Annotated in this window: 14 protein-coding genes; 13 read left to right on the forward strand and 1 reads right to left on the reverse strand. The window is 67.3% G+C overall.

Going from position 1 to position 17,389, the window contains the following annotated elements; translation table 11 throughout:
- The first annotated feature begins 53 nt into the window (after positions 1-53).
- From uxaC to ACIPV5_RS14420, 7 genes are all read left to right on the forward strand, one after another.
- Complete coding sequence (gene uxaC / locus ACIPV5_RS14390; protein ID WP_400341546.1) at positions 54-1,451, forward strand: glucuronate isomerase; 1,398 nt, start codon at positions 54-56, stop codon at positions 1,449-1,451.
- Positions 1,448-2,746, forward strand: a complete 1,299-nt coding sequence (locus ACIPV5_RS14395) for a mannitol dehydrogenase family protein (protein WP_400341548.1) — start codon at positions 1,448-1,450, stop codon at positions 2,744-2,746. The genes uxaC and ACIPV5_RS14395 overlap by 4 nt, the downstream gene beginning before the upstream one ends.
- A 161-nt stretch (positions 2,747-2,907) precedes the next feature.
- On the forward strand, positions 2,908-4,431 hold the full coding sequence (locus ACIPV5_RS14400) for an ABC transporter substrate-binding protein (protein WP_400341549.1): 1,524 nt from the start codon (positions 2,908-2,910) through the stop codon (positions 4,429-4,431).
- Between the two features lie 55 nt (positions 4,432-4,486).
- Positions 4,487-5,428, forward strand: a complete 942-nt coding sequence (locus ACIPV5_RS14405; RefSeq protein ID WP_400341551.1) for an ABC transporter permease — start codon at positions 4,487-4,489, stop codon at positions 5,426-5,428.
- Complete coding sequence (locus tag ACIPV5_RS14410; protein WP_400341553.1) at positions 5,425-7,248, forward strand: dipeptide/oligopeptide/nickel ABC transporter permease/ATP-binding protein; 1,824 nt, start codon at positions 5,425-5,427, stop codon at positions 7,246-7,248. The genes ACIPV5_RS14405 and ACIPV5_RS14410 overlap by 4 nt, the downstream gene beginning before the upstream one ends.
- Positions 7,245-8,069 carry an ATP-binding cassette domain-containing protein gene (locus tag ACIPV5_RS14415; protein ID WP_072591786.1) on the forward strand — a complete coding sequence of 275 codons (825 nt, stop codon included), beginning with the start codon at positions 7,245-7,247 and terminating at the stop codon, positions 8,067-8,069. Before ACIPV5_RS14410 ends, ACIPV5_RS14415 begins: the two co-directional genes overlap by 4 nt.
- Positions 8,066-9,532 carry a family 43 glycosylhydrolase gene (locus tag ACIPV5_RS14420; RefSeq protein ID WP_400341555.1) on the forward strand — a complete coding sequence of 489 codons (1,467 nt, stop codon included), beginning with the start codon at positions 8,066-8,068 and terminating at the stop codon, positions 9,530-9,532. Before ACIPV5_RS14415 ends, ACIPV5_RS14420 begins: the two co-directional genes overlap by 4 nt.
- Here ACIPV5_RS14420 and ACIPV5_RS14425 read toward each other — a convergent pair whose 3' ends face one another.
- Positions 9,533-10,147, reverse strand: a complete 615-nt coding sequence (locus ACIPV5_RS14425) for a TetR/AcrR family transcriptional regulator (RefSeq protein WP_400341557.1) — start codon at positions 10,145-10,147, stop codon at positions 9,533-9,535.
- A 99-nt stretch (positions 10,148-10,246) separates the two neighbouring features.
- Here ACIPV5_RS14425 and ACIPV5_RS14430 point away from each other — a divergent pair, with 99 nt between their 5' ends.
- From ACIPV5_RS14430 to ACIPV5_RS14455, 6 genes are all read left to right on the forward strand, one after another.
- Positions 10,247-11,491 (forward strand): glycoside hydrolase family 1 protein, encoded by a 1,245-nt coding sequence (locus ACIPV5_RS14430; protein ID WP_400341559.1) that lies wholly within the window; start codon positions 10,247-10,249, stop codon positions 11,489-11,491.
- 27 nt (positions 11,492-11,518) lie between these two features.
- Positions 11,519-12,880, forward strand: a complete 1,362-nt coding sequence (locus ACIPV5_RS14435) for an MFS transporter (protein WP_083569375.1) — start codon at positions 11,519-11,521, stop codon at positions 12,878-12,880.
- 27 nt (positions 12,881-12,907) lie between these two features.
- Positions 12,908-13,735, forward strand: coding sequence for an SDR family NAD(P)-dependent oxidoreductase (locus ACIPV5_RS14440; protein WP_187250226.1), 828 nt, complete (start codon positions 12,908-12,910; stop codon positions 13,733-13,735).
- A 78-nt stretch (positions 13,736-13,813) separates the two neighbouring features.
- Positions 13,814-15,607: a beta-glucuronidase gene (gene uidA, locus ACIPV5_RS14445; protein WP_400341561.1), complete on the forward strand. Its 1,794-nt coding sequence runs from the start codon at positions 13,814-13,816 to the stop codon at positions 15,605-15,607.
- A gap of 29 nt (positions 15,608-15,636) precedes the next feature.
- Positions 15,637-16,875, forward strand: coding sequence for a D-mannonate dehydratase ManD (gene manD, locus ACIPV5_RS14450; RefSeq protein WP_072591781.1), 1,239 nt, complete (start codon positions 15,637-15,639; stop codon positions 16,873-16,875).
- A complete protein-coding gene (locus ACIPV5_RS14455; RefSeq protein WP_232224474.1) occupies positions 16,872-17,387 on the forward strand; it encodes a gluconokinase in 516 nt (171 codons plus the stop codon). Before manD ends, ACIPV5_RS14455 begins: the two co-directional genes overlap by 4 nt.
- The last annotated feature ends 2 nt before the right edge of the window (positions 17,388-17,389 follow it).

Raw genomic sequence — 17,389 nt, forward strand, 5'->3', positions numbered from 1 at the left:
AACGGCTTTGGCAACCGATTGACAAAATGGATGAGAACCGATCTGATAGAAGAATGCTCCAGCCGCAACGCCGCGACCGCGACCGCCTGCTTCCCGCCGACCCGGCGACGCGCTCCGTCGCACGATCCCTGTACGAGCGCGTGTCCTCTGCTCCGATCATCTCGCCGCACGGCCACGTGCCCGTCGAATGGCTCGTCGACGATCAGCCTTTCGCCGACCCGGCATCGTTGCTGATCACGCACGACCACTACGTGACCCGGCTGCTGCATGCGTCGGGTGTCGGGCTCGATGCGCTCGGCGTGGGTGGATCGGTGGCGGACCCGCGCGAGGTGTGGCGGCTGTTCGCCGAACGGTGGCCCCTGTTCGCCGGCACCGCGTCGGGATACTGGCTGAGCGAGTCGCTCGAGAACGTGCTCGACCTGCGGACGCCGCTCACGGCCGCGACTGCGGACGATGCCTACGATCACATCGCTGCGAAGCTCGTCGATCCGAGCATGCGCCCGCGTGCGCTTTATGAGAGCTTCAACATCGAGGTTCTCGCGACGACCGACGATCCGCTCGATGATCTCGCGGGGCACGCTGCGCTCGCCGCCGAGGGCGCGGTCGGCAGAGTCGTTCCCACCTTCCGGCCTGATCGCTACCTCGACCCGGATGCCGCGGGCTTCGCGGCCAACGTGCAACGCCTGCTCGAGACCGCTGGGCAGCCGAGCACATTCGCCGGATATCTCGCTGCTCTGGAGGCGCGGAGGCGGTACTTCATCGAACACGGAGCCGTCTCAGCCGACCACGGTGTCGAGGTGCCCGACACCCTCGACCTCGACGCCGCCGAGGCCCAGGCGCTGTTCGCCCGAGTGGTGGCCGGAGATGCGAATGCCGCCGACCGCCACGCGTTCCGCGCCCATATGCTGCTGCAGATGGCCCGGATGAGCGTCGACGACGGCCTGGTCATGACGATCCATGCCGGAGTCGTCCGCAACCACAACGCGGAGACGTTGGGCAGGTTCGGGCCCGACACGGGCCACGACATCCCTCGTCGCACCGACTTCGTCGGCGGCCTGCGACCGCTGCTCGAGCGGTTCGGGCTCGAACGCGACCTGCACATCGTGTTGTTCGCCGTCGACGAGACCGTCTACTCGAGGGAGGTCGCGCCGCTGGCAGGCTTCTACCCGAGCGTCTTCATCGGGGCTCCGTGGTGGTTCCTCGACGCGCCTGACGCGATGGCCCGCTTCCGGTCGGCCGTGACCGAGACCGCAGGATTCTCTCGGGGGTCGGGCTTCATCGACGACACCCGCGCGTTCCTCTCGATCCCCGCTCGGCATGACACCGCACGCCGGGCTGATGCCGCGTTCCTCGCCCGCCTCGTGGTCGAAGGTCGGGTGAGCGAGGAGTCGGCGGCCACGATCATCGACGACATCGTCGGCCCTCAGCCGAAGCGGGTGTTCAAGCTGTGAGCGGCACGACACTCGGCGTGCGCGAGTCGCCGGCTCCGCCCGTGCGGATCGTGCACATGGGGCTCGGCGCCTTCCATCGCTCCCATCTGGCCTGGTATACGGCTCATGCCGCGGATGCAGCGGAGTGGGGAATCGCGGCGTACACCGGACGAAGCGCCGGGCTCGCGGATGATCTCACCGCCCAGGACGGCCTCTACACACTGGTCGTGCGCTCGCCGGCAGGCGACGAAGCCGAACGGATCGGCAGCATCGTCCGGGCGCATCCGGGAACCGACATCCCGTCGTTCGTGAACGACCTCGCCGCTCCCGCGACAGCCATCGTCAGCCTGACGATCACCGAGGCTGCTTACGCCGATACCGCACTGTCTCGCGATCGGGCTCTGCTCGCAGACGCGGCCGGCGACGACCTCGACGGCATCCGTCCGCTCACCGCGATCGGTCGTCTCGCCCTGGGGCTCGAGGCGCGCCGGCGCGCAGCCTCGGGCCCGCTCGCACTGGTCTCCTGCGACAATCTGCCCGACAACGGCGGAGTTCTCCGTGACGCCGTGCACGCGGTCGCGGGCGGGCTGCCCGGGCTCGCCGACTGGATCGATCTCCACGTCTCGTTCGTCTCGAGTTCGGTGGATCGCATCACGCCCCGACTCTCGGACGAGGAGGCGGCTGAGCTCGCAGAGCGCTACGGGGATCGTGCACCGGTCGTCGCCGAGCCGTTCTCCGACTGGGTCATCGCTGGGGAGTTCCCTGCGGGCAGACCGGAGTGGGAGACGGCGGGAGCGCGCTTCACCGACGACCTCGAACCGTGGGAGGCGCGGAAGCTCTGGCTACTGAACGGTGCTCACACCCTGCTCGCCTCGGTCGGTCGACTTCGGGCACATGACACGGTCGCCGACGCCATCGCCGACCTCGACTGCCTGCACGCCGTAGAGGCCTACTGGGACGAGGCATGCCGCCATCTTCCGGCAGAGCTCGAGCTGCCCGAATACCGTACGGCGCTGCTCGAGCGGTTCCGGAACCCCCGCATCCGGCACCTTCTCGCGCAGATCGCGCTCGACGCAGACACCAAGATGCGCGTGCGTATCGCTCCCGTGGCCGAGCGTGAACGCGCGGCGGGCCGCACCGGTGCTGCGTGCGCGGCGGTCGTCGCTGCGTGGCTGGCAATCGACGGCGGGGCATCGGATCGTGCAGGGGTGGAACGCGCGGTCGCCGACCTCAGCCCTGTGCTCGGTGCTGATGAGGTGTTCGTAGATGCGGTGTTCGCGGGCCGCCGGTCTTTTGCGGATCTCACGCTTCGGTAACATCTTGGCAATCGGTTGTCATCTTCCTAGAACCCTGCTTTACTGACAACAGACGCCGCCGTCTTCGTCCGCTTCACCCTCAGTGACAAGCGGTTGCGCATCAAGTCGTTTCATCCAAAGGAGTATGAACAATGTGGAATACCCGTAAGCATCGTCGCCGCGTGGCTCTGCCCGCTGCGATCCTCATCACCGCACTCGCGGTCACCGGCTGCGCTGCCGGAAGCGACTCGACGCCCGAAGACACGTCGGCGGCCGTCGTCGAGAAGGACCTCGCAGTCGCCGCGGTGTCTGCCCCCAACTCGCTCGATCCCGCTCAGATCGTCGACGGTCAGCAGATGTTCGTCTGGTCGTCGATCCTCGACACCTTGCTGCGCAAGGACCCGGAGACTGGCGAGATGCTTCCCGGCGCGGCCGAGAAGTGGGAGTACAACGAAGACGGCACCCAGCTGACCCTCACGCTGCGCGACGGCATGACGTTCAGCTCGGGAGACCCGGTGGATGCTGCCGCGGTCGCTGCGACCCTGCTGCGTTCGAAGGCCACGCCCGGAGCCGTACAGAGCCGCCTCGCCGCGGTCGCGGACGTCGTGGCAGAGGACGACAAGACCGTCGTCATCAGCTTCTCGGCATTCGACCCCCAGTTCCTCGACAACCTCGCCCAGGGCCCTGGTGCCATCGGCGATCCCGCGACCATGGATGAAGAGCGCACGGCCACCGACCCGATCGGATCCGGCCCGTTCACTCTCGACGTCGACAAGACCGTCCCGGGCAGCAGCTACGTCCTCGTCAAGCGCGATGAGTACTGGGACGCCGACAATGTGCCGTTCAAGACGCTCACCGTCAAGGTGCTGCAGGACCCGACGGCATCCCTCAACGCACTGCAGGCGGGCGAGCTCAACGCGGCGACCGTGCAGTCGCAGGTCGTCTCGCAGCTCGACGCGAACAAGTTCACCATCACGGTGAACGACGCGGTGGCCGTGGGGTACCTCAACATCCTCGATCGCGCCGGCGAGAAGTTCCCGGCGCTCGGTGACGTGAAGGTGCGTCAGGCGATCAACATGGCGATCGACCGCGAGGGCGTGCTCAAGGGCATCTTCAGTGGAGTGGGCATCGCCACGACGCAGCTGGTCAGCCCGTTCGGCGAGGTCTACGACGAGAAGCTGAACGACGCGTACGAGTACGACCCCGAGAAGGGAAAGGAGCTCGTCGAAGAGGCGGGCTACGCCGGCGAGACCTTCCAGATCCCGAGCACCTTCCTCAGCACCACGATCGAGCCCGTGCTGACGCAGGCGTTCGCCGACATCGGTCTGACCCTCGAGTGGGTCACCGTACCGCCGCAGCAGGCGCAGGCAGCTGCCCGTTCCGGTGACTACGGGCTGTACTACCAGATCCTCGGATTCAACTCGGACTCGGCAGATCTCGCGACCACGATCGGCGCCGCCGGCTTCGGCAACCCGACCGGGTACACCGATCCGACGCTCGATGGCTACTTCGACGAGATCAACAACACCGTCGACTTCGCGGATGCTCTCCCGGTCTACAAGGAGCTGAACGAGTACGTCGTGGATCAGGCGCTCGTCGCCCCGATCGCCTATATCGGCGCGACGTGGGCGACCGCTGACGGGATCACCTACGTCGGCAAGGCGAACACCCTCGCAACCATCCGACAGTTCGACGTCACCGAGTGAGTGACGGGTGGGGATGCGGCGCGCCGCATCCCCACCACACACCGGGAGTCTCTTGATGCTCAGCTATATCCTCCGCCGACTCGGCGCCGGCGTCGTGCTCGCGATTCTGGTCACCCTCATCACCTTCCTTCTCCTCAGCACTTCGTTCAACGACGTCGCTCAGGCCATCCTCGGCACGTCGGCGACGCCCGATGTGGTCGATGATCTGATCGCTGACAAGGGATGGGATCGACCCGTCCTCGTGCAGTACTTCGACTGGCTGATCCACGCCGTGCAGGGTGACTTCGGCGTCTCGGTGTACACATCGCTGCCGGTCGGACCCTCGGTTCTCCAGCGGCTCGCGGTCACGCTCTCGATCATCGTCCCAGCACTGATCCTGACGGTCATCCTCTCCGTCTTCCTCGGCGTCTGGGCGGCATCGCGCGGCGGGATCGTCGACCGCATCGCCCAGGGGATCTCGCTCATCGGCTACATCGTTCCCGGTCTCCTCCTGGCGATCGTCCTCGTCGTCGTGTTCGCGGTGCAGCTCAAGTGGCTTCCGGCCACCGGGTTCACGCCGTTCGCCGAGGACCCGGGGGCATGGGTGCGCAGCATCACCATCCCGGTGATCGTGCTGACCATCGGCGGCGTCGCCAACATGGCGGCCCAGGTGCGAGGCAGGATGATCGACGAGCTCCGTCGCGACTACATCCGAACCCTGCGCACGCGGGGATCGTCGACCACCTCGATCGTCATCAAGCACGCTCTGCGCAACGCCGCGAGCCCCGCGCTCACGGTGATGTCGCTGGAGTTCATCCAGATGTTCGGCGGCGCACTCATCATCGAGAACGTGTTCGCGCTCCCGGGCTACGGAAGCTTCGCGTTCAACGCCTCCCTGCAGGGCGACATCCCCGTGATCATGGGCATCACCGCCTTCGGCGTGCTGCTCGTCACCGTCGTCAACCTCCTCACCGACCTGGCCAACGGTTGGCTGAACCCGAAAGCGAGAGTCCATTGAGCGACGAACGCCCACCCCAGACCACCACCGGCACCGTGACACCTCCCAGCACCGAGCTGCTCGTCACCCTCGAGAACGCAGCGAAGACCCGCACGTCGACCTGGCGCCGCATTCTGCGCGACCCGCAGGCCGTCGTGACGCTCGGGCTTCTCGCCGTGATCTTCCTGCTCGGGCTGCTCACACCGTGGCTCGCGCCGCACGGTCCGAACGACGCCGAGCTCTCGATGATCAACGCGCCGGTCGGCACCCCCGGGTACCTGCTCGGTGCCGACGAGGCCGGGCGCGACATCCTGTCGCGGCTGCTGCACTCGATCAACACGGCAGCGATCTCGGCTCTGATCGGAGCCGGTGTCGCCCTGCTCGTCGGAGTGGTCGCCGGCCTCATCGGCGGCTACTTCGGAACCGTGACGCGAGCCACCACCGAGTGGCTGTTCAACCTCATCATGACCTTCCCCGGCATCCTGCTGCTGATCATCCTGATGCCGGTCACCGGGGGCGACTACCGCTTCACGATGCTGATCTTCGGCGTGCTGCTGTCGCCCGGCATCTACCGCATCGTTCGCAACCTCGTGCTCGGGGTGAAGAACGAGCTCTATGTCGATGCCGCCCGAGTGTCGGGGCTCGGCAACCTCCGCATCCTGGGGCGCCACGTGCTCTTCGTCGTGAGAGGGCCGATCATCATCGCCGCAGCCTTCATGGCGGGCTCTGCGATCGCCGTGCAGTCGGGTCTCGCATTCCTCGGCGTCGGTTCGCTGCAGATCCCGAGCTTCGGGTCGATGATCTCGTCGGGGTTCCGCAACCTGTACATCGCGCCCACGCAGTTCCTGTGGCCGAGCCTCCTGCTCGGCGTCATCACGGCGTCTCTCGTGCTGCTCGGCAACGCCCTGCGTGACATCCTGGAGGGCTCCATGCCGAAGCCGGCCAAGGTCGGACGCGGCCAGCGTGTGCTGGACAGCGCCGGAGAAGCGACGGCCGCGCGCACGGGACTGCTCGAGATCAACGAGCTCGCCATCGCCTATCCGCGTCCGAGTGGCGGCCTGAACGAGGTCGTACGCGGCGTCGACCTGTCGATCGCCCGCGGGCAGATCGTCGGGCTGGTCGGCGAATCCGGGTCGGGAAAATCGCAGACGGCGTTCGCCTCACTGGGGGTGCTGCCCAACGAGGCGGTGATCACCCGCGGGTCGATCCGCTTCGACGGGCGCGAGCTCGTCGGCCTCACGGATGCGCAGATGCGTCCGCTGCGCGGCAAGGAGATCGCGTACATCCCGCAGGAACCCATGTCGAACCTCGATCCGTCCTACAAGGTCGGCGCACAGCTCGTCGAGGGCGTGCGGTCGGCCCTCGGCGTGACGCGTGCCGAGGCATCCGCCCGGGTGCTCGCGCTGCTCGAGAGGGTAGGAATCGCGGACCCGAAGCGCACCTTCGACTCCTACCCCCACCAGATCTCGGGTGGCATGGCGCAACGTGTGCTGATCGCAGGCGCGGTCGCGAGTCGGCCGAAGCTGCTGATCGCCGACGAGCCGACGACCGCACTCGATGTCACGGTGCAGGCCGAGATCCTCGACCTGCTGCGAGACCTGCAGTCCGAGCTCGACATGGCGATCCTCCTGGTCACGCACAACTTCGGCGTCGTCGCCGACCTCTGCGATCGCATCGCGGTCATGCAGAACGGCGTGATCGTCGAGTCCGGTACCGCTGCGGAAGTGTTCTCGCGCCCGACGCACGAGTACACGAAGATGCTGCTCGGTGCGATCCTCGACGAGAGCGCGGTCCGCACCGATCCGCCCGTCGCGGCCTCCGATGAAAGGACAGACCGATGAGCCTGCTCGAGGTCGATGAGCTTCGTGTCGCCTTCCCCGGACGGGGATGGCGGGCCAAGCCGGTCGAGGTACTGCACGGCGTCTCGCTCAGCGTCGCGCCGGGGGAGACCCTGGGGCTTGTCGGCGAATCCGGATCGGGCAAGACCACGATCGGACGCGCGGTGCTGGGCCTGGTGAAGCCGTCCGGCGGTGACATCCGGTTCGACGGGACGTCGATCGCCGGAATCTCACCTCGCGATCGTCGTCGCCTGTCGCGTGACATCCAGGTGGTGTTCCAAGACCCGTACACGTCGCTCAACCCGTCGATGACCATCGGCGACATCCTCGCCGAGCCGCTGGTGATCCAGGGCGCGACGGCGAAGGATGCACGCTCGCGGGTCAAGACCCTGCTCGACCAGGTCGGGTTGCCCTCGGATGCCGTCGAGCGACTGCCCCGCGAGTTCTCGGGCGGTCAGCGTCAGCGTGTAGCCATCGCGCGCGCGCTGGCTCCTGAGCCTCGCCTGATCGTGTGCGATGAGCCGGTGTCTGCTCTGGACCTCTCGACCCAGGCACGCGTGCTCGATCTGTTCGTCGAGATCCAGCGGGCGACCGGGGTCGCCTATCTCTTCGTGTCCCACGATCTCTCGGTCGTCCGCCACATCAGTCACCGGGTGGCCGTTCTGTACCGTGGCGACTTGGTCGAGACCGGATCGGCCGAGCATGTGACCTCGACACCAGACCACCCTTACACGCAGAAGCTGCTGCTCGCGGCGCCGGTCGCCGACCCCGCTCGTCAGCGCGAACGGCGGCTCGAGCGCCGCCGCATCATGGAGGCATCGTGACTCAGAATCCGATCATCCCCGGCTATCACCCGGATCCCTCGATCTGTCGTGTCGGCGACGATTTCTACCTCGCGAACTCGAGCTTCGAGTACTCTCCGGGCGTTCCGCTGTTCCACTCCAGGGACCTGGTGGCGTGGACGCAGATCGGCAACGTCCTCGACCGACCGGAGCACCTCGACGTGCGCTCCGGGCTCGCGGGCGCGAGCGGTGGGATCTACGCGCCGACGCTGAGGCATCACGACGGCCGGTTCTGGATGATCACGACGAACATCCACGAGGTGGGGCGGGGCCACATCCTCGTGCACGCCGAGGATCCCGCCGGCCCGTGGAGCGATCCCGTCTACGTCGCCGGTCTCATCGGCATCGACCCCGACCTCGCGTGGGACGACGACGGCACCTGCGTCGTGACCTGGAGCGACGTGATGCGCGGCGGAATCTCGCAGGCCGTCATCGACCCGCGAACCGGTGAGGTGCTCTCGGAGCCGCGGTCGCTGTGGGCGGGAACCGGCGGTGCGCATGCCGAAGGGCCTCACCTGATCCGTCGCGGGGAGTGGTGGTACCTGCTGGTCGCCGAGGGCGGTACGGGGCCCGGCCATATGGTGACGATCGCGCGATCCTCGAGTATCAGCGGACCCTTCGAGCCGGCACCGACGAACCCCATCCTCACTCACCGCAGCACGAGCGCGGCCGTGCAGTCGACGGGGCACTCCGATCTGGTCGAGCTCGCCGACGGATCCTGGGCACTGGTCTTCCTCGCGACGCGGCCCCGCGGCACCTTCCCGCGCTGGCACACCAACGGGCGCGAGACTTTCCTCGCGGGGGTGGACTGGGTCGACGGGTGGCCGGTCATCGACGAAGAGCGCTACGACGTCCCACTCGCGAAGACCTCGTTCGTCGAAGAGTTCCGAGGCGAGGAACTGCATCCGCGGTGGATCTCGCCGGGAATCTCGCCGTCTTCGTTCGCCCGCACGAGCATCGACGGCCTGCACCTCGAGCGGGGGCGGGGTGCGCTCGCCGCCAGTGCCGAGCGGCTGCTCGCGGTGCGCGCCGAAGACGAACTCTGGTCGGCCCGCCTGCACGCGACAGGCGACGTCGCGCTCTCGGTCCGGATGGACGACGCGCATCAGCTGATTGTCGAGCGCGTCGGTGCAGAGGTGCGCGCACGGATCGTCATCGGTCCGCTGAGCGACGTCGTCGCGCGGACAGAGGCTCCGGCGGATGCGGTGCTCGAGATTCGAGCCACGGAGTTCGAAGCCGAGCGCGGCGCGCGGCGCGGTCCCGACCTGCTGCGCGCCGGTCTCTCTTCGGTGGAGGGCTTCGTCGAGCTCGCCACGCTCGACGGCCGCTATCTGTCGACTGAGGTCGCCGGCGGGTTCACGGGCAGGGTCATCGGTGTCGAGGCTCTCGGCGACCAGGTCGTCGTCAGTCGGTTCGAGTACGAGTCGGGTGCCGCCGCGGAGTGATCAGTCCTGCTCGTCGGGCTTCAGCTCGGGAACGAATGTCGACATCAGCGACGTGACACAGGCATCTACGTCGATCGCCGAACGGTCGAAGAGCCACTGCGTGTGCAGCCCGTCCATCGCGCCGATCGTGATCGCTGCGAGGTGTGACGGGGGCAGGTCGGTCGACAGGCGCCCCTCGTCTCGGAGCCGGGTGAACAGGCGAGTCATGAACGAGCGGATGTTGCGGTATCGCGTCTCGAAGTAGTCGTGCGCCGGGTGAGCGGGCGCCGTGGCCTCGCCGGTGAGCACGGCGCTCAGCTCGACCAGGCCGACGCGCTGATCGCGTTCGATCAACGTCGTGGCCATGCCGCGGAGCACGTCGAGCGGATCGGCTCCGGCGCTCAAGACCTCGTTGCGTGCGAGGTAGTCGGCGCTGCGCTCGTCCTGCAGGGTGAGAACCGCCGTGAGCAGGTCCTCCTTGCGGGGGAAGTGATGCAGGAGTCCGGTGTGGCTGATGCCTGCCCGACGAGCGATCTCGGCCATCGAGGCCCCGTGGAACCCGGACTCGCCGAAGATCGTGAGGCAGGCATCCAGGATGCCGCGGCGGACGGCTGCGGTCTTGGCGTATTGGACCATCGATACCTCCGGCGATAAAAATAGTGAGGACTTACTATTTTATGTTACCGTTAGCTGGCAATCGGTTGTCACGATTGCTCCGATCGAGAGGATCCCTCAATGACGAACTTCCCCACCGGCTTCCTCTGGGGGGCCGCCACTGCCGGACACCAGATCGAAGGCAACAACGTCAACAGCGACTGGTGGGAGCGGGAGCTGACCATGCCCGGCATGGAGCCCTCGGGCGACGCCGTCGACAGCTACCACCGCTTCCGCGAGGACATCGACCTGCTCGCCGACGCCGGCCTCGACACCTACCGCTTCAGCCTGGAGTGGTCGCGCATCGAGCCGATCGAGGGCCAGTTCTCTCGCGCAGAGCTCGCGCACTACCGTCGAGTGATCGACTACTGCCTCTCGCGCGATGTCACTCCCTTCGTCACGCTGCAGCACTTCACGACGCCGCGATGGTTCGCGAACGACGGCGGCTGGACGTCGCCCAAGGCCAAGGACCGCTTCCTCAGCTTCGTGACCCAGGCCACCACGATCCTCGACGGTGTCGAGTGGGTCGCGACCATGAATGAGCCGAACATGCAGGCAGCCATCATGACGGCGATGCGTCGCATGGCCGCTCAGGGCGGACAGTGGACGAGCCCCACGGTCGAGGCGGACGCGGTCGAGAGCGAGGCACCCGCGGAGCAGAAGGAAGAGAAGAAGCAGCACGGCTCCTTCCTGCAGGACGCAGACCCCGAGATCGGCCGCGCGTTCGTCGAGATCCACCATGCCGCCCGGGAGATCGTGCGCGCCAAGACGAACGCCAAGGTCGGCTGGACCATCGCCGCAGGCGCGCTCACCGCGGCCCCCGGTGGCGAGGAGAAGCTGAAGCAGATCCGCTACGGCAAGGAAGACGTCTACTGGGAGGGGTCCCGCGGCGACGACTTCGTCGGTGTGCAGGCGTACTCGTCGCAGGAGGTCGATGCCAACGGTCTTGTGCCGCATCCGCCGCACCCCGACAACACGCTCGTCGGCACCGCCTTCCGCCCCGACTCGCTCGCCATGGCCGTGCGCCACGCATGGGAGGTCTCCGAGGGCGTCACCGTGATCGTGACCGAGAACGGCATCGCCACGGCCGACGACACCCAGCGGATCCGCTACACGGATGCCGCGCTGCGCGGACTCGCCGACACGATCGACGAGGGCATCGACGTGCGCGGCTACCTGCACTGGACGCTGCTCGACAACTTCGAGTGGGGTCACTGGGCTCCGACCTTCGGCCTGATCGCCGTGGATCGGGAGACGTTCGTGCGCACGCCCAAGCCGAGCCTCGGCTGGCTGGGCGAGGTCGCGAAGCGCAACGGTCTGGCCTGACCGAAGCCGCGTACAGAGGCCGAGCAGATGACCGTCGACGTCGACGATCCCCAGGGCGAAGGCCCTGCGGAGGCTGCGGGGCGCGTTCCCGAGGGGAACCTCGCGCTCCCGCAGCCTTCCTCCCTGGTCCCCGCGCCCGACGATCGCGCGGGGACCGGGCAGGCGTCCGTCTCGGGGTGGTCGATCGCCCTGCTCGTCGCCGCGACCTTCGGGGCCGGCATGGCGATGATCGTGCCGATGGCCTACTCGCTGGCGGTGCGGCTCGACCAACTGGCACCCGGGCGCACCGAAGCCCTCGGCATCGTCCTCGCGGTCGGCTCGGCGGCGACGCTCGTGCTCGCGCCGCTCACCGGCATCCTCAGTGATCGCCTGCGCAGCCGCTGGGGGCGGCGGCGTCCGTTCACCGTGATCGGTCTGCTGATCGGTGCGGCCTCTGTGCCGGTCATGGCCCTCGCCCCGGATCTCAGCGTGCTCACGATCGGGTGGACGCTCTCGACTGTGGGGTGGGGAACGGCGGCTGCGTCACTCGGAAACTGGCAGGCGGATCGTCTGCCGCCGCACCAACGCGGCCGTGTGTCCGGCCTCACCGGCGTCACCATGCAGGTCGCGCCCGTTGTCGGGATCATCCTCGTCGGACTCTTCCGCGATCAGGTCATCCTCGTGTTCGCGCTCCCTGCGGCGATCGGTGTCGTACTGGTGATCGCATTCCTCGCGGTGGTGCACGACCCCGACAGCAGGGGGATGCTGATCGAGCGGCGGCTGACTGTCGGCGGACTGCTGCGGAGCTACGGCTTCGATCCGCGTGAAGCCCCGGACTTCGCATGGAACTGGCTCGGGCGCTTCATCTTCTTCTCCGGGCTGACCCTCACCACCAGCTTCACCGTGTTCTTCGTCGCCCAGCGCCTCGAGCTGCGCGTGCCCGATGTAGCCGGAGTGCTCGCGATCGTCTCGGCGTCGAGCATCGTGACGGCCACCGTCGGCTCCCTCGGGGGCGGATGGCTGAGTGACCGGGTGGGCAGGCGCAAGCCGTTCATCCTCGCGGGTGCCGCTCTCTTCGCGGCGGGATGCAGCGTCTCGGCGTTCGCCCACGACCTGCCGACGCTCATGGTGGGCACCCTGCTGAACTCCCTCGGCATCGCCACCTTCTCGGCTGTGGCTCAAGCCCTTCTGCTCGACGTGCTGCCCGATCGCGAGAGGGAAGCGGGTCGCTACATGGCCATCGCCCTGTTCGCGCAGAAGATACCCGGCGTCTTCGCGCCGGTGCTCGGCGGGGCGGTGCTGGCCATCGGTGCCGGCGCCGAGAACTTCACCGCGCTGTATCTCCTCGCTGCCGCGCTCGCCTTCGCCGGCGGTCTCCTCATCACCCTCTCGGTGCGCAGCGTCCGCTGAGCATCACCCATTCGAAACGGAGCAATGATGTCCTTTCCCTTCCCCGACGTCTCGTCGACCCCCCTCGGCTCGCTGATCGATCTGACAGGACGCACCGCGCTCATCACAGGAGGCGCTCAGGGCCTCGGTCGTGCCATCGCGGATCGGCTCGCCGAGGCCGGTGCGAGCATCGTGATCGCCGACCTCGACGAGGGCCGTTCGCGAGCGGCGGCAGACGAGATCGGCGAGCGCTTCTCGGTGCGGACGGTGGGCGTGCGCATGGATGTGACCGACTCGGCGTCGGTGGCTGCGGCGACCGACGCCGCGGCGGCTGAGGTCGGTGCCCCGGATGTCTGGGTGAACAATGCCGGAATCTTCCCCAGCCAGTCCCTTCTCGAGATGAGCGACGAGACCTGGGAGCAGGTGTTCGCCGTCAACACCCGAGGTGTGCGCAACGGTGCTCGCGAGGCGGCCCGTCGGATGCCGCAGGGCGGCGTGATCGTCAATATCGTCTCGACCGCAGGCTTCCGGGGGACTGCGCCCGGTCTGTCGGCCTATGTGTCGTCGAAGCACGCGGTGCGGGGGCTCACGAAGCAGCTCGCTCTGGAGCTCGCGCCCCAGGGGATCCGCGTTCTCGGTGTCGCTCCCAGCTACGTGCCGACCGAGGGGAACATGGCGATGGCAGCTGCGGCGATGGAGCAGATGGCAGCAGCCGGCATCGACCCCTCGACCATGCCTTCGGCGATGTCGCAGAGTCTGATCGGCCGTCAAGGCACGCCCGACGACATCGCGCGCGTGGTGCTGTTCTGCGTCAGTGACCTCTCGGTGGTGATGACCGGCAGCACGCTGCTCGCAGACGCTGGCGAGACGATCTGACTGGCAATCGGTTGCCATTTCTCCCGAACTCTGCTGTACTGAAACCAAGAACGCAAAGAAGCGCACGAAAGGCCATTGATGCTCAAGCCCATCGCCACCGCGACCCGTGACCTCGTCAAGCTCGACGGAGTCTGGAAGTTCGGGATCGACTCCCGCCTCCCGGAGGAGCCCTGGCTCGCCTCTCTCGACACGCCTCTCGAAGCAGCCGTTCCCGCGAGCTACAACGACCTCTTCACCGATCCGGCGATCCGCGACCACGTCGGCTGGGTGTATTACCAGCGGTCGGTGCAGGTGCCGCGCGGCTGGGCGGGGGAGCGGATCCTCCTGCGTTTCGACGCCGCGACGCACTCGGCGAAGGTCTATGTCGACGACCGGCTCGTCGGTGGACACGTCGGCGGGTACACGCCGTTCGACATCGACGTCACCGATGTCGTGAAGCCGGGCACTGCGTTCCGGCTCACGGTCGCGGTCAGCCCCGACCTCAGCAACACCACCATTCCGCCGGGCAAGATCGAGGTCGGCATGACCGGTGCCAAGACCCAGACCTACTTCCACGACTTCTACAACTACGCGGGCCTCGCCCGGTCGGTGTCGCTGTACTCGCTGCCGCAGGTGCATGTCGACGACGTCACGGTCGTGACGACGTTCGAGGGCTCGACCGGATTCGTCGACTACCGCGTCGAGACCGTCGGCGGCGCCGCCGTGCGGGTGAGCCTGGCGGATGCCGCGGGCAGCATCGTGGCCACGGCATCCGGCCCGGAGGGACGGCTCGAGATCGCAGACGTCGTGCTCTGGAAGCCGGGTGCCGCGTACCTCTACGAGCTGACGGTCGAGGCCGTCGACGGAGAAGACGTGCTCGACACGTACTCCGTGGCAGTCGGCGTACGCACGGTCGCGGTGCGAGGGGAGGAGTTCCTCGTGAACGGCGAACCGTTCTACTTCACCGGATTCGGCAAGCACGAAGACACGTTCGTGCGCGGCAAGGGGCACGACGACGCGTACATGGTGCACGACTTCCAGCTGATGGAGTGGACGGGCGCCAACTCGTTCCGCACCTCGCACTACCCGTACGCCGAGGACGTTCTCGACTTCGCCGACCGCCACGGCATCCTGGTCATCGACGAGACCGCGGCCGTGGGTCTCAACATGGGGGTCGTCGGCGGTCTGAGCGGCACCCCGCCGTTCCCCACCTTCTCGGAGCAGTATGCCGGGGCGGAGACGCACGCGGCGCACGCGCAGCATCTGCGTGAGCTCATCGGACGCGACAAGAACCACCCGTCCGTCGTGCTGTGGTGCATCGCCAATGAGCCCGCCTCGAACGAGGACGGCGCACGCGAGTACTTCGAGCCGCTGGTGGAGCTGGTGCGCGAGCTCGACCCGACGCGTCCGATCACCTATTCGATGGTGATGTTCGCGACCTTCAAGAACGACCAGATCATCGATCTGTTCGACGTCGTGAGCCTCAACCGCTACTACGGCTGGTACATCAACGCGGGCGATCTCGCGACGGCCGAGATGTATCTGCAGGGCGACATCCAGGGCTGGATCGACCGCACGGGCAAGCCGATCATGATGCTCGAGTACGGCGCCGACACGATGCCGGGCCTGCATTCGGTGTGGGACCAGGTGTGGACCGAGGAGTACCAGACCGACCTGCTCGCGATGTACCACCGCGTCTTCGATCGCTTCCCGCAGTTCGTCGGCGAGCAGATCTGGAACTTCGCGGACTTCGCCACGACCAACGGCCTGCACCGTGTGGGAGGCAACAAGAAGGGCATCTTCACCCGCGAGCGCCGACCGAAGTCCGCGGCCTTCGCTCTGCGTCAGCGCTGGCGCGGACTCGACGGACGCAAGCCCGGCTCGGACGCCTGACCGATCGCCTTCACGCAGAGGAGAAGCACATGACCATCGACAGGGCCGACGTCATCGTCACGAGTCCCGACCGCAACTTCGTCACGCTCAAGATCACGACCGCAGACGGCGTGACCGGACTCGGTGATGCGACGCTGAACGGACGTGAGCTCGCGGTCGTCGCCTACCTCACCGAGCACGTGGTGCCGTTGCTGATCGGCGCCGACGAGTCTCGCATCGAAGACACCTGGCAGTTCCTGTACCGCAGCGCATATTGGCGTCGCGGACCCGTGACGATGGCGGCCATCGCAGCCGTCGACATGGCGCTGTGGGACATCAAGGGCAAGGTTGCCGGGCTTCCCGTGTACCAGCTGCTCGGCGGAGCCAGTCGGAAGGGCTTGATGGCCTACGGTCACGCGTCCGGCAAGGAGCTGCCCGAGCTGTTCGACTCGATCCGGGCGCATCAGGCACAGGGATATAAGGCGATCCGGGTGCAGACCGGGGTGCCGACCCTCAAGGCGATCTACGGCATCGCCGCGCAGGGTGCGGACGTCGGCGATGCCAGCGTCCGGTACGACCACGAGCCGGCGCGTCGAGGCGCGAAGCCCGTAGAGGAGGACTGGGACACGCGCGCCTACCTGAATCACCTGCCGGGTGTCTTCGAAGCCGTGCGCAACGAGTTCGGCCCTGACATCCCGCTGCTGCACGACGGCCACCACCGGATGACGCCGATCCAGGCCGCACGCCTCGGCAAGGACCTCGAGCCCTACGACCTGTTCTGGCTCGAGGACTGCACTCCGGCCGAGAACCAGGAGGCGCTGCGCCTCGTGCGCCAGCACACCACGACGCCGCTGGCGATCGGCGAGATCTTCAACACGGTCTGGGATTTCAAGGACATCATCCGCGATCAGCTCATCGACTACGTGCGTGGAGCCGTCACCCACATGGGTGGCATCAGCGCCCTGAAGAAGACTCTCGACTATGCGGCGATGTACCAGATCAAGTCGGGCATGCACGGGCCGACCGACATCTCGCCGGTGGGCATGGCGGCGGCGATGCACCTCGGTCTCGCGATCCACAACTTCGGCATCCAGGAGTACATGCAGCACGGGTCGCGCACCGACCAGGTGTTCCAGCAGTCGTTCACCTGGACCGACGGCTACCTGCACCCCGGCGACAAGCCCGGTCTGGGTGTCGACCTCGACGTCGACGAGGCGGGCAAGTACCCGTACGAGCAGGCCTACCTGCCCTACAACCGGCTGCTCGACGGCACCGTCCACGACTGGTGAGCGCACACGCATCGCCCCCGATCGTGGTGATGGGGGTGTCTGCCGCGGGCAAGTCGACCGTGGGGCGGCTGATCGCGACGAACCTGGGCGCCGAGTTCCTCGATGCGGACGACCTGCATCCCGCATCCAATCGGGCCAAGATGACTGCCGGCATGCCGCTGACGGACGATGACCGGATGCCGTGGCTCGACCGTGTGAGCGACGAGCTCGCCGCGCGATCGGCAACGGGAGCGGTGATCGCGTGCTCGGCGCTTCGGCGCGTCTATCGGGATCGGATACGCGGGCGAGTGCCGGGCGTCGTGTTCGTGCACCTGCACGGCAGTGATGCGCTGCTCGCGGAGCGCGCGGCGGGCCGGACCGATCACTTCATGCCTCCTTCGCTCCTCCGATCTCAGCTCGACACCCTCGAGATGCTCGACGCGGACGAGGTCGGGATGGTCGTCGATGTCGGTCGACACCCCACGGAACTCGCCCGCGCCGCCGTCGAATGGCTCGAATCGCGCCCGACATGACA

Origin of the sequence: Microbacterium sp. NPDC090014 (genome assembly GCF_044748285.1) — a bacterium.
Lineage (GTDB): Bacteria > Actinomycetota > Actinomycetes > Actinomycetales > Microbacteriaceae > Microbacterium.